This window comes from Massilia aurea (assembly GCF_024753205.1).
GTDB classification, from domain to species: domain Bacteria; phylum Pseudomonadota; class Gammaproteobacteria; order Burkholderiales; family Burkholderiaceae_D; genus Telluria; species Telluria aurea.
The window spans coordinates 1,160,911-1,173,732 of sequence record NZ_JANUGZ010000001.1; the positions used below are offsets into that span (position 1 = coordinate 1,160,911).

Here is a 12,822-nt window from a genome sequence, read left to right on the forward strand (position 1 = left end):
GCTTGTTATGCACTCCGCCAGACACGATACGCACCACGTCGCGCGACCTAGGCAGGCTTGCGTCTAGCATTACTGCTGATCATTAATCAAACGTAGAGCCTGTATCTACGGGCGTACTTCGATGCGGTGTGTCACTTTTGTGGCAGCTATGCAGTCATGCACTACAATGTCGGCTCAATCACCCTCCGTAAAATCATGCCTGTCACTGTCCTACTTCTCGCAAAAGATCTCCTGACCCGAGAAGCAATCACATACATGCTTGAGGGCAGAAACTACGTGGTAGTCCCAGTCGGGACAACTAAGACTGCATACTCCAGCTTTGACGGGATTGTCTTCGATGCTCTCGTGGTGATTGAGGCGCTCGATGATCCTGAAACTGCCTTCGTCGCCTTCGACGCTAAGGCATATCAGAGAAGAATCAAGGTCATACTGGTAGACGGGACTACGCCTACAGGTACAACAAATTACTTCGTTGATCATTTCATCCGAAAGCCCTACACACTTCCCCAACTTGAACGTGCAGTTGAACGGATGACGGGCGGCCCACGCGGCAAATATGGGCAACTCGCATATTAATTACTGTTCAGTTTTCTAGCGTGCCTCATCAGCAGTTACTTATTGACTGAAACCAAATACTAAATTTTCTAACCGCTTAGTACTCATATGGAAGAAATTACCCGTTACTTTATCGACAGCAAACTCGGAAGAGGTAAAGTTCATACGTGCCGTGAAGAGGATAATGCCATTTCTATCGAATTGGAAATATATCTTCCAGGGAAAGGCCCATTCGTAGTTCATATGAAAGCACCGTCCGAATTTTGGAATTCACTCTTTAATGCTGATGATCAAGTGTTGTTTTATATATCCCGTATGGCTATTTCTCAGCTTAAACTCCAGGTACGGAAAAAGTCGCCGGTACCAATGCATTTAGAACTCGACTGCATGCTGCATCCTTGGATCGGCGACCTTACTGAAAAGCGTTATTTAAGATCTACAACAGAGTACGGTGAATTTTTGGAATCTCGAGCTGCGACTCGGATAAGGCGCATTGCATCGTTGTACCTACGGCACATAAAATCTTAATATCTCAGAGTTTCTAACGTAATTTTCATAGTCTTGCAATCTGACTAATTCTCTCTTGGGCTTGTACAGCTACATCCAATTCTTATCCAGATAACCCATCGTAGTCGTGAAGCTCTTGTGCCGCATCACGCGCTGCACCGTCTGAATCGGCACGCAAGCCTCGGACATCAGCGTCGCGAACGTGCCGCGCAGGCGGTGCGGAGTGATCCCCTTGATGGCGCAGGTATCATTGGCTCGCCGGATCGCCTGACGCGCAAACCCTGATGCAAAGGCCTTGCCATCTGGCTGGCCACGATTAGACCGGTAGGCTGGCACCGCACCATCAAGTGCTCGCGCAGCCATCCCGCCATTGGCACCGGTTCAGCCTCCCTGCCCTTCGTAATTCCGAGCGTGTACGTCTTGCGCGCCCAATCGATCCACTCCCAGCGCGCCGTGATCACCTCTCCCTCACGCAGGCACAGCCCGAACATCAGCCGCACGGCGGTACCAATCCCCGGCGCGTGTTCGTTGGCCTCGTCGACTGCGGAGAACCACGCGCGTGCGGCGGCACGCGGCAGAATCGAGCGAGAATGCTTTTGCACCTTGAGCATGGATACCTGCCACGGCATCGCCGCCAGCATGCCGCGCTTGACGGCCCACATGGTCAGCATCTTCACAATCCGCAGCCAGTGGTTTGCGCTGGCCGGCTTGTGCGTCAGCAGGTACAGGTTGCGCGCCAGCTCGACGTCGAGCGTGGTGATCATTGATCGGCTTGGCGCCCGGGTCGAACATGTGCGAGCGCTGGAACAGCTCGACGCTGCGGATGTGCGCGGCGCTGGACACGGGCCGGTGCACTTCGATCCACGCGTGCGCCAACTCGGCCAGCGTAGGCACCGGCTCGCCTCCGTTGGCGCGCAGTACCGCGGCGTCGTAAGCACGCTGAGCTAAATTTTCGGCTGAGCGTCGGCTGGCCAGCCCTGTGCTGCGACGGTAGCGCACGCCGGCGACCTAGAAGCGGTAGTGCCATACACCGCCGCGTTTGGAAATGTTTGCGCTCATAGCAGTCCCCTTGATTGAGGATTATTAAACTGGCTTGTTGCGCCCCGGGTCTGACCCGAAGAAATAAGTGGGCAAAAATTTTCGATGCCCATGCTCGATTACAATTCTGAAAAAATCTAAAGGAGACCTGTTTGTGAGCGAAATTACGTCGTTGAAATTTATAAATCCATGGAGTGATGGTGATTATATTGTTTATGGTTATGCCATTCCAGCCCCTGATGGCGACTTCTGGCCTGCCTACCTGATCCAACGGGTAAGTGGTCTTCCAGATGCCCCCAATAGGGCGATTGCCCTTCACCAAGTTGAGACCCAGACTTTCGCGACGACAGGACTTGCCAAAATGGTGGCAGTTTCCCACGGTGTCGATCGCGTTCGAACTATGAGTGACAGGAATATTGAAATCCCGAGCGTAGGGTTCTAGCCGAGCTGCAGCGCGCGCACGCACGCAGAAACCATATTCAGCCAGTCCGAGCTGGCGCTGACCACGCTGCAGGCCGACGCCGCGCGCATCACCACGGCGGCTACTGAGTTCGCCGCGATTCAATCCACCCTGGCGCCGCGAATGTCGGCGCTCACCAAGAGCTGCGTAATGCGAAACCTCTGCCTGCTGGTTGCGTGCCTGATGCTGACCGCGTGCGCAACCTCGACGCCGCAATCGAAGCCACCAACAAAATCATCCCTTGATAGCGCGCTAGCGGCACGGTGCCCGGAAGTAGCCCGCCCGGCAGCCTCCGATTTCGACGCCTGGCAAGAGTGGGCGCTCGGGCTGCTGCATTACAACGCCACGTGCGCGGCGCGCCACGGTAAGACGATGCAGGCTTGGCCGAAGTGACGCAGCATTGTTTTGGCCGCCTTTTGGGCACCGTCAACGACTGCTTTCGACCCAAAGCAGACCTCCATGCTCCACTTGTCATTTTTTCTGGAAGTAATCCTTATCCGGGTCTAACTCTCCATGCTCACGTACGATGGGAGCCTGAAGATTGAACCAGATGTAATTGACCATGCCAGCGAGGGCATGCAGATGCTGAGTGCGTTCAGTTTCTGGCAATGTGCGGATTATGGCGTCTGCCTCATTGATGTCTTTACCAATTCGTTCGTACACCAACATAAGCTGTTGTGCAGTTGGAAGATGCATTCGCGCCTTTCAGATTCGGAAGCTCTCATACGGCCGGTTTTGGCCGAAATCGGCCGGTCACTGTCAGGCTGGTTTCGACCCCATTTCGGACGTCTGCCGACAGCTTTGAGAGAACAACTGGCTGGGCTGCATGCACGGTTTGACGCACTTATCCGCGCTGCGCTGCTGCACTACAAATTGTTAGGACAGAACCGGAAAGCAGAATGGGCCATAGCGCACTGGTGTCACCGAAAAATAGTGACACGATCGCTCCTCCGGCTGTGGCGGCCATCGCTCGCGGCCAGCGCTGGGTAGGAAGGTGGAAGATAAGGTAGAGCGCGATGATCCCTATCAGTGCGAGTGAAACGACCCAATACCAAGCTACGTTTGCCATGTTGAATCAACATTGATCCGAAAGACAAGCATGATACGTGGAGCTTGAACATGAAAGGTCACACAATTTCACGCTGATCAACTTGGTCCGCTGCGAAAGACCGCTTTTGGCCGAAACCAGCCGGTCGAGGCAGCATAGCAGGTTGCCACGTTGAAAATTCAGCGGTGGCCGCGACAGGCCGGTACCGACCCATTGCGAAACCTATGAGACATTGAGCATCTCTTTGGCACGCAGGCTACCCAAGGCAGCCGCAGCCCGCAGCCAGATCAACTCCTGTTCTGTGTCTCGCACGCCCTCTTGTTCTGCAAGCTCAACCATTGCCTGGATACTCCCCAAAGCTGCCGCCATCGATAATCGATCGAGCCAAGCACGCGTGCCTTTGTCGACGCGAGTCGCCTCACAGATTTCCCAAAGAGCGTTGCCGCTACCTAACGATGCGGCTTTCTCCCAAAAGAATAGCGCGTCACGTTCGGTCGTTTCCAACCAGTAAGCATACTGGTTACATAGCCCTCCAGCATCGCAGAGGTCATCTGCGTCGGTGAGCGTCGGATGTAATGATTTCGCTCGCATAGCCCACATCCTTGCTAATGCAAGATGCTGCTCGTCGTGTCCACCAGTATTGTGCAGGTACACCATGCAGAGCATGGCCAGATAGCATTTCTTCTCGGCCAAATCGGAAAGGAGTCGCGCTCCCAATTTCGCGACTTCGACATCTTCGTCGCATGCCAGTGTGTAAGCCGCTTCTGCCGCCGCTCGATAGCTCATTGGACTCCTCTGATGAGTTATAAATGACGTCCGCTCTTGGCCGAACCCGGCCGTTCACGTCAGCTTAGCAGGTTGCCAGGCTTGGGAGGCCCTGACTGTCACGACAGGCCGGTCTCGACTCATTGCGGACCTTAAGCAAGGTACCGCATACGCCAACGGGTCAAACCTTCTTCCCTAATTGGCGCAAACATGGGGCTTCGTTACTCGTCATTGCCGCTGATTTTATTGCCACTGGTCTTGGTCCAGGATGCCTACGCCCAGTTGCTCACACAGGTCTAAGAACTTGTCGCCGTCGTGCTCGTCGACTAGCACGACATTCCAGGCGTCGCCTCCGTCATCCAGTACGATCATCCGCTTGCCGAACTTCGGTGCGTGTTCCAGCAGGGTATCTAGCAGTACGCTGATCCGCGCCGGCCCCTGCGGCGGCTCATCAGGCAGGTCAGGCGCCGGCAGCTGGCGCGTGTTGCACATGCACAACATCATTTCTTCGAACGTGTCGTCATCCTTGAGGTCGGCACTCACGGCCAGCTCGATCGAAGCCAATTCTTCCATCAGAGTAAAAAGGTCCGGCATGGTTTCGCTGTTGCCGAATGTCGAGCGTGCCTGCTCGGCCAGTTCCGGCGTGCCGCTTACGAGGCCGAGCCAGCGTACAAAAGCATCGCTCTCGCTGAGTTCGTGAGTATGTTCCTCGTGGGAGGCGCTAATGCCGCTAGACGTCGTCATGGTTAAAACCAATCCTGAAAGATTATTGGAATAATAACAATATCACAAGCTTCCCGCCTCCATACCAAAGCGAGCAGACGGTTAGCTCTCCTCGTGATGATGGTTTCGGCCGAAAGACCGCTTCTGGCCGAACTCGGCCCTGCGCGTCAGCTTAGCAGGTTGCCGGGCTGGAAAACTCACTGACTGTTTCGACCGGCAGCTGTCGACCCAAAGCAGACCTTAACAGTCGTAAGTGAATCCGCTTAGACCCCGGATTAGGACTCGTATCGAGCTTAGATATAGCGCGATTATTTGCGCCCGGTGGCCGCACTAGTGATAGTCAGGATCAAACCAGTAAGCAAGATTGGGACAAGAGCGCTACTGTCCCCACTTGTGCCCTCCCAAAAAAGTGAAAAAATTGCGCCCGCAGCTGTGACAGCTATTGGCCGCAAATGCTTGTCTCGGAAGCGGAAAATGAGGCAAAGGGCCACGATACCGATTAGGGCTAAGGGAGCGACCCAGTGCCAACGTACCTCAGTCATGTTGAGCGAATGAAAGGTTGATGAAGCAGGGAGCATACCCTCCCAGCCGAAGGACAGGCTCACACAATTTCACACTAAGCAGTCAGATTGTGCTGAGCGTCGGCTTTTGGCCGATTTCGGAAGCTCTAGCTTGTACATCAGACCATCCTTGAGCGTACGCGAGAACCTGCATCAGGACAGTATGGAATTCCACTTAGGCAAATGATACTTGCGGCGACCATAAGCGTAATAGCCTGCCATGCTGAGACCGAAAAACAAGCCGACGCCTGCGGTAAGCACGACAGCCAGTGCAACCGGAAAGCCCTGTTGACTCCAAACAAACAGCGACATAAAGGCTCCCCAAAAAGAGCCAAACCATATTCCAGCGACGGGAAGGGTGCGCCAGAACGGCACGAAGTGAGGCGGGGCTGCATCGACACCAAGGCGCCAGAGCAAACGCAGATACGGAGGTTCATAATTGCTGCGCCACATGCCAGTATCGGCCAAGATTGCGAGCGCTTTAGTACGGCGAGTATTGTTGGACATGGAAAACGATTAACGGATGGAGTTCAATCTTACCGCAGTCGGAGCAGGGAAAAAGGCGCGCTTTTTCACATTACGCTAAACGACCGCTCTTGGCCGTTTCCTGCCTGTCTCGATCGGCTGGTTTCGACCCAAAGCAGACGTTGGACAAACAACTGTGAGGTAAAAATTGGCCTCTCATATGAATGGGTCACAGGCCCAATAGGAACGTTCAGTGTCCGTCACAAGAGCGTTATCAACCCATTCGACCTACCGGACCTCATGGGCATCGAAAGCCAGATCCCCATGTTTGGTTACCAACAAGAACCGCTGAGGGGCAGTCAAGAAAACGCGACCGAGATACCGCTCATAGAGGCCGAATAAAATGCTCCATCGAGACCCTTTGGGCCAGGCAGCACTTCGTGCAGCCTCGATCGATAAAAAGATGTTTGCGCTCATAAAGTTACCGATTCAACATGAATTTTTGAATTTCTTGCGTTGCAGAACTCAAGATATCTAAGGGTCTATTTTTTGCAGGCGTTTTCCGATGGTTCTGGGCACGGCAGCCGCTTTGAAATCGTGCTGCCTATCGTGTCGCTGGCATAGACCCTACACTCACGGCTCCGGACACCGGCGTTGACCTAGTACCACTCTCTAGTTTCATAACCGTCAGGCGCAGGTGCCAGGTGGCGTCGTCGCGAAATGGCTAAAAAACTCGCGTCTGCAGATGTCTAGCTTAGGGTAGCGTCGTTAAACGACGGTGCGGACTGCAGGATTTTCCTCTATCTACAGATGAACAAGGCTTTGGTTCAATGCGGAAGTTGCATAATAGAAATATATCTAGCTTCGCGATTCATATTGTAGCCCTAACGAATGCTATGAAAACCCCGCTTGCTTAAATGGTGGTCGAATGGGTATTCCTGTGTCTTTCAAGTAAATAGACTACTCGTTTGGCCAATAATTCAAGCATCTCTATTTGCCCAGCGTCCATTTTGCGCGCTACCGAATCGATCACACACAAAGTCCCAATCGCTTTGCCGTTCTGCGTCACCAAAGGAGCGCCCGCATAAAAACGGATATTGGGGTCGCCCGTAACCAGCGGATTATCAGCAAAGCGCTGGTCAACGGTCGCATCGTTTACCACCATGGTCTCGCCCGGCAGCCGGATGGCGTGATCACAGAAGGCATATTCGCGCGGCGTTTGCCGGGCTTGCAGACCAACACGCGATTTGAACCACTGGCGATCGGCATCGATCAGGGAAATCAGCGCGATCGGTACGCCACAGTACTCTGCAGCCATGCGTGTGACTTCATCGAATGCTGCTTCGTCGTCGGTATCCAGAATTTGCAGTGAATCGAGTTCAGCCTGCCGGAACAACTCCATGTCGCCGTAATCGAGGTTGCGCTCGACGTTGGGCAAGAGCGCGGCTTTGTGCGATTGTGAAATCGTCGCGCCCACCTGCTTTCCAGCGATCGCATCGCTTAAGATGCGCGCCAGGTCGGTAAGTGAGTACGGTTTGGACAGCAAGGTAAATCCGTGCTCAGGATTGTTTGCAAGCATATGGCTATAGCCACTTGATAAGACGATCGGCAATGCAGGATACAAAAGTTGCACTTCATTGCCCAAATCGATGCCGCTCATGCCCCCCATTACCACATCGGAAAATACAACCGCGAAGCGGGTAGCGTCGTTCGACAGGATCTGCAAGGCCTGTTCGCCGCTCGACGCCGTCACTGTGCTATATCCGAGTTCTTCCAACGTCATTTCCACTGACTTGGCCACCTCGCCGTTGTCCTCCACCACCAGCACGCAACCGCCCTTGCCGTGCACTACATTTGCTACCTCTACATCCGCATCGGAAGCGCCAGTCTGCCCACTTTGCGGCAAAAACATGGTAAACGTCGAACCCGATCCCAGTTCGCTCTTCACGTCAATTTCTCCACCGGACTGTTTAGCGAAGCCGAACACCTGTGACAGTCCCAAGCCGGTGCCCTGACCGATTCCCTTTGTGGTGAAAAACGGTTCGAAAATTTTCATCAAGTTATCGGCAGAAATACCAAGTCCCGTATCCTGCATAGAAATCGCGACGAAACGACCTTCGACGGCGTCGTGACCACGAACCGACGGAATCTGTCTAACAGGTGACACAGTGATTTTGAGGCGGCCACTGCCATTCATAGCGTCGCGCGCATTCACCGCCAGGTTGACGATTGCAGTGTCGAACTGACTGGGATCGGCATTGACAAAACAAGGCATTGGCGCCAGATCAACTACCATTGCGACTCTAGCGCCCGTCAAACTACCGATCATCGCGCTAACTAATTGAATGTTGCGGTTAACGTCGAACACTACAGGCTGTAGGGCTTGCCGTCGGGCGAAAGCGAGCAGCTGTGCGGTCAGCTTGGTGGCTCGCGTTACGGCGTCTGAAATGGCGGTCACGTAACGCTCACGGCGCTCTTCGGTCAGCTTCACCAAACGCATCATGTCGACCGCTGTCCGGATTACCGCCAGTACATTATTAAAATCATGGGCTACGCCACCCGTCAATTGCCCAATCGCTTCCAACTTTTGAGACTGCCGCAGAGCTGCCTCAGTGGCGCGTTCGTGGGTGACGTCACGGCCGACCGCGTGAATCATGCCGCCATCGGGCACCGCAGTCCAGTCGAAAGTGCGGAACGCTCCGTCCTTACCCCGATAACGGTTTTCAAATGCCAGGGTTGTGACGCCTTGACCTAGCTTGTCCACTTCGGCGGCAGTGGCTGCGATATCGTCCATATGGAGGAAATCGCCAAGCGAGTGGCCGACCATTTCTTCTTCGCTCCATCCGAGTAACCGCGTCGCCGAAGGGTTGACCGCCGCAATATTCCCCTCGAAACTGCAGATCAACATCAGTTCCTGCGACAGGGTCCACATCCGATTGCGATCTCGCTTGGTCTGTTCTTCTAGTACCTTGTTGGTGTGGATATCGGTCAAAGTGCCGATCCAGCGGCTGATTTCGCCGTCCGGGGCATGCGAGGGCAGTGCTCGGTTCAGATGCCAACGGTACTCGCCATCGTGGCGTTGCATGCGAAACTCAGTTTCAAAAGGTGCGCCTGAAGCGACGCTTTGCTCCCATAAAAGCAGAGTATTCGCCGTATCGTCCGCATGCACGAAATCTACCCAACTCTGTCCTTCTTTGACGATGCGCCTGGCGCCAACATAGTCGATCAAGCGCCGGTTTATCCAATCCAGCTTTCCATCGACATTGGCGGTCCATACTTGGTTGGGCAATGCCTGCGCCAGGGTTTTGAACTGCGCGCTGCTTTCTTGAACCGCTAATTCTTGTGTCTTACGTTCGGTGATATCTTGCACAATGCCTACCATGCGCAAGGGCGCACCAACGTTATCGCGTTCAAACTCAGCCTTGCGGGCGATCCAGCGCTCAGCGCCGTCACTGGCCCTGTGAATACGGTATTGCACATCAAGAGGAGCGGACTCATCCGCTCGAGATTCTCTGCTCGATCGAATCAGGGTATCTTCGGAGATCACAAGCGCCTCGATATCGGTGGCGTCGATACGCTCCTGCTCATCCAAGCCGAAAATGCGAAAAAAACCGCGACTGCCTTGCAGTTCGCCATCTGCCACGTCAACCGTGTAAGTTCCCAAGGCGCCGACCTCCTGCGCAGCGTCAAGGCGGCGCAAAGAGTCCTCGAGTGTCTTCGCCGATTGATGCCGCTCAGTCTGGTCGCGCAGCACTTTTACGAAACCAACAGGCTGCTTCTGCTCATCGAGCAACGGAGTCATTTCGCCGGACGCCCAAAAGCGCTCGCCGGATTTGCGTATGTGCCAGCGCTCATCGTTGCCGACGCCTCGTTCTAGCGAGCAGCTCATCTCGATGCGCATACGGTCTAAGGCGCGGTCTTCGGGTGTAAAGAAACGTGAGCCATCCTGCCCCAACATTTCCTGTTCGCTCCAGCCCAAGACGTGCCATGCACCCCGGTTCCACTGCGTTATCTTGCCATTCAGGTCAAAAGCGATAATTGCATAATCGATTGCGCTATCAAGGATCTGCCGATTTTGCGCCTCTGCGCGCTTTATTTGCGCGCTGGCGAGTTCACGGTCTGTAACGTCGACACCTTCCACGAAAATGCTTGTCACGACGCCATTAAAATCGCGTATTGGCTGGTATACAAAATCAAGATAGCGACGATCGACAGGACCGTCAGGCGCGGATTGCACGGAAAATTCCACAGAGGAACCGGAAAACGCTTCGCCGGACTGGAACACACTGTCCAGCAGTTCGACGAAACCCTGCTCCACCGCCTCCGGCAATGCCTCAGCGACGGATTTACCGATTACGCTACGATGGTTGACCAGCTTTGCATAGCCGGGATTGATGCGGTCGAAAACGTGTTGGGGGCCGCGCAGCAACGCCATAAACGTCGGCGCCTGTTCGAATAGCTCAACGAACGTTGCCCGCTCTAGTTCCAACTGTCTGTTGGCGTGGATCGAATCAGTTTTTTCTATCACTAGGACGAGTGCGGCTATCACCGCGCCCTGACCGTCGAACACCGGTGAGTAATCTAGATCGAACCAAGCCGACTGCGCCTTGCCAGCGCGTTGCAGTACAAATTCCACGTCGCGTAAGCTAAGCGACTCCCCTTTGCCGACGCGACTAACCACATCGCAATTGAAACTGACTGCTTCTGGCCAGACAGAAAATGCTGACGCACCAAGCGCTGTTGGATGGCGGTCGCCGACAATTTTTCGATAACCATCGTTGTATATCAACTGGCCTTGCGGCCCCCATAGTAGAGCCATCGCCGCAGGAGCGCGACAGACCATAGCGACCGCGCATCGCAGTTCCGGCCCCCACGCTTCAATGCCACCTAGTTCACTGACGGACCAATCGTGTTTAAGAATGGATTTTGCGGCGACGGAATTGCCCAACATGCTGGCGAAAGCGCTCGAATCGTTCATTGAAATACATTCGTAGAATATTGCACGGGGTGAACAGATTCATCGTTAGATACCGAAAATCACTAACGAAGTTGAGCTAATTGTAAAAATTGCTGTGAAGCTTTCAACAATATTAGCGTAAGTTTTGCTCAGCGCGGGTTTTTTGGCGCAGGGTTGCCGCTGCAGTTTGGTTCCATCTGCGAACGACTGCTTTTGGCCGAAAGCGGACTCAAGCAGTTGCCCCATCAATGCACATCGTCGCAGTCCGCAGTGCAATTGCTTGATCCATATCATAGTCGGAACACACGGTCTCCCTACAATGCGCTGATGACTACTCAGCTTAAACCAGACCTCCACCGCAAGGCTAAGTTGCTCGTTGCGGCTGTTCAGTTAAGGAAAACGCACGGTTTGCTGTACGCCATGCGTTTTCTTGAGGACTATGGCTTTGCCAACGTGGTTATTTGGGAGGTTCTTAATCTCATCCCGCCGGGGACAACCAAAAAACACTCACATTAGTAAAACAGGTGCGCCCCCCCCTTGCTCTAGCGGTGGCGGCCAGGTCAACTCCTGCTGCTAGATGCGGAAGTCATCCATCGACTTTCCCCTGGCAAGCCTTTCTGCAATCCACTTCGGCTGGCGCCCGCGACCAGTCCAGGTTTGACTATTGTCACTGGGGTTTTGATAGCGCGCCTGAACCCTCTGCCCCTTGCTGCCCTTCGGTTTTTTGCTGTCTGCAGCAAGCAATTCCTCTACTGAGACCCCTGCCTCCTGAGCGATTGCCAGGATTTGTTCCCGCGCCCTCTGCAAGTCTTGGTGCTGCCGACTCTTGACTTCCTTTTCAATGTCATGCTGCAGGCCCTTCAGTTCGCTGAGGTTGTAGCCTGACAGATCAATAGTTGCCATTTACGATATTCCTTCAATTTAGTTGAGTGTGTTGCGCACTGTGTCGATTCTACTACGCGTCATGGGCTAGCTCGACTGCGATTGAGCCGCCTTCACTCAGCTGACGTACCAAAATTAGGCCTTGCTCATTGAGGAGGTCGACATGAACACAATTAGTGATACCGCTAGCCGGAGTATTCCATGGAACAAAGGACGTCTGGTCGGTCAAAAGTTGCCTTTGAAGCTGAAGGAAATCTGGGCGATAAGGATCAGACTGCAGATTGCTGAACGCTCAAGAGATCTAGCGCTTTTCAATCTCGCAATTGATAGCAAGCTCCGCGGTTGCGACCTGGTCAGTTTAAAAGTGAAAGACGTCGCACAAGGTGGCAGCATATTTCATCGTGCGATTGTTATGCAACGGAAGACTCACCGGCCTGTTCAGTTCGAAATTACGGAGCAGACTCGCCAGTCAGTCCAAGGCTGGATTACAGCTGGTGAGCTAACATCGAACCAGTATTTGTTCCCGAGTAGAGCAAAGAACTCGCATCACCTCTCGACTCGTCAGTATGCGCGCATCGTCGCCAGATGGGTGCGATCCATCGGCTTGGATCCAGCGGCATATGGAACCCACACCATGCGGCGGACGAAGGCGACATTGATCTACCGTCGTACGAAAAACCTTCGTGCTGTACAGCTGCTTCTCGGCCATACTAAGCTCGAGAGCACAGTACGATATCTCGGCATTGAAGTTGACGACGCACTAGAGATCGCCGAGCAGACCGAAGTCTGACGTACAAAACAGAATCAGTCGCTCGAAATGCTCGTAAGTGGCCTTGTCGCCAAGGCCGCTTACGGCCAAAAG

Annotated in this window: 13 protein-coding genes; 5 read left to right on the forward strand and 8 right to left on the reverse strand. The window is 53.9% G+C overall.

Annotated elements, in window-relative coordinates; genetic code table 11:
• The first annotated feature begins 195 nt into the window (after positions 1–195).
• Positions 196–576, forward strand: coding sequence for a DNA-binding transcriptional response regulator (locus NX775_RS04995; RefSeq protein WP_258834973.1), 381 nt, complete (start codon positions 196–198; stop codon positions 574–576).
• An 87-nt stretch (positions 577–663) separates the two neighbouring features.
• On the forward strand, positions 664–1,083 hold the full coding sequence (locus NX775_RS05000) for a hypothetical protein (RefSeq protein ID WP_258834974.1): 420 nt from the start codon (positions 664–666) through the stop codon (positions 1,081–1,083).
• 69 nt (positions 1,084–1,152) lie between these two features.
• Here the strand turns inward: NX775_RS05000 and NX775_RS24140 are convergent, their stop codons facing one another.
• On the reverse strand, positions 1,153–1,326 hold the full coding sequence (locus tag NX775_RS24140) for a site-specific integrase (RefSeq protein ID WP_370660560.1): 174 nt from the start codon (positions 1,324–1,326) through the stop codon (positions 1,153–1,155).
• Positions 1,251–1,826 (reverse strand): site-specific integrase, encoded by a 576-nt coding sequence (locus NX775_RS05005; RefSeq protein WP_258834975.1) that lies wholly within the window; start codon positions 1,824–1,826, stop codon positions 1,251–1,253. The genes NX775_RS24140 and NX775_RS05005 overlap by 76 nt, the downstream gene beginning before the upstream one ends.
• Positions 1,827–2,254: 428 nt before the next feature.
• Between NX775_RS05005 and NX775_RS05010 the strand changes: the two genes are divergently transcribed.
• Complete coding sequence (locus NX775_RS05010; RefSeq protein ID WP_258834976.1) at positions 2,255–2,542, forward strand: hypothetical protein; 288 nt, start codon at positions 2,255–2,257, stop codon at positions 2,540–2,542.
• A 141-nt stretch (positions 2,543–2,683) separates the two neighbouring features.
• The gene (locus NX775_RS05015) at positions 2,684–2,953 is read left to right on the forward strand and encodes a hypothetical protein (RefSeq protein ID WP_258834977.1); all 270 of its coding nucleotides are present in this window, start codon (positions 2,684–2,686) and stop codon (positions 2,951–2,953) included.
• A gap of 78 nt (positions 2,954–3,031) precedes the next feature.
• Here the strand turns inward: NX775_RS05015 and NX775_RS05020 are convergent, their stop codons facing one another.
• The 6 genes from NX775_RS05020 to NX775_RS05050 form a co-directional block, all read right to left on the reverse strand.
• Positions 3,032–3,256 (reverse strand): hypothetical protein, encoded by a 225-nt coding sequence (locus NX775_RS05020; protein ID WP_258834978.1) that lies wholly within the window; start codon positions 3,254–3,256, stop codon positions 3,032–3,034.
• Between the two features lie 574 nt (positions 3,257–3,830).
• Positions 3,831–4,394: a hypothetical protein gene (locus NX775_RS05025; protein WP_258834979.1), complete on the reverse strand. Its 564-nt coding sequence runs from the start codon at positions 4,392–4,394 to the stop codon at positions 3,831–3,833.
• Positions 4,395–4,616: 222 nt separating this feature from the next.
• Positions 4,617–5,117, reverse strand: coding sequence for a DUF6630 family protein (locus tag NX775_RS05030; RefSeq protein ID WP_258834980.1), 501 nt, complete (start codon positions 5,115–5,117; stop codon positions 4,617–4,619).
• Positions 5,118–5,809: 692 nt separating this feature from the next.
• Positions 5,810–6,163 (reverse strand): DUF6404 family protein, encoded by a 354-nt coding sequence (locus tag NX775_RS05035; protein ID WP_258834981.1) that lies wholly within the window; start codon positions 6,161–6,163, stop codon positions 5,810–5,812.
• 871 nt (positions 6,164–7,034) lie between these two features.
• A complete protein-coding gene (locus NX775_RS05045) occupies positions 7,035–11,099 on the reverse strand; it encodes a PAS domain S-box protein (RefSeq protein WP_307732072.1) in 4,065 nt (1,354 codons plus the stop codon).
• 552 nt (positions 11,100–11,651) lie between these two features.
• Positions 11,652–11,981 (reverse strand): H-NS histone family protein, encoded by a 330-nt coding sequence (locus NX775_RS05050; protein WP_258834982.1) that lies wholly within the window; start codon positions 11,979–11,981, stop codon positions 11,652–11,654.
• Between the two features lie 142 nt (positions 11,982–12,123).
• Here NX775_RS05050 and NX775_RS05055 point away from each other — a divergent pair, with 142 nt between their 5' ends.
• On the forward strand, positions 12,124–12,750 hold the full coding sequence (locus NX775_RS05055) for a tyrosine-type recombinase/integrase (protein ID WP_258834983.1): 627 nt from the start codon (positions 12,124–12,126) through the stop codon (positions 12,748–12,750).
• Positions 12,751–12,822: the final 72 nt, after the last annotated feature.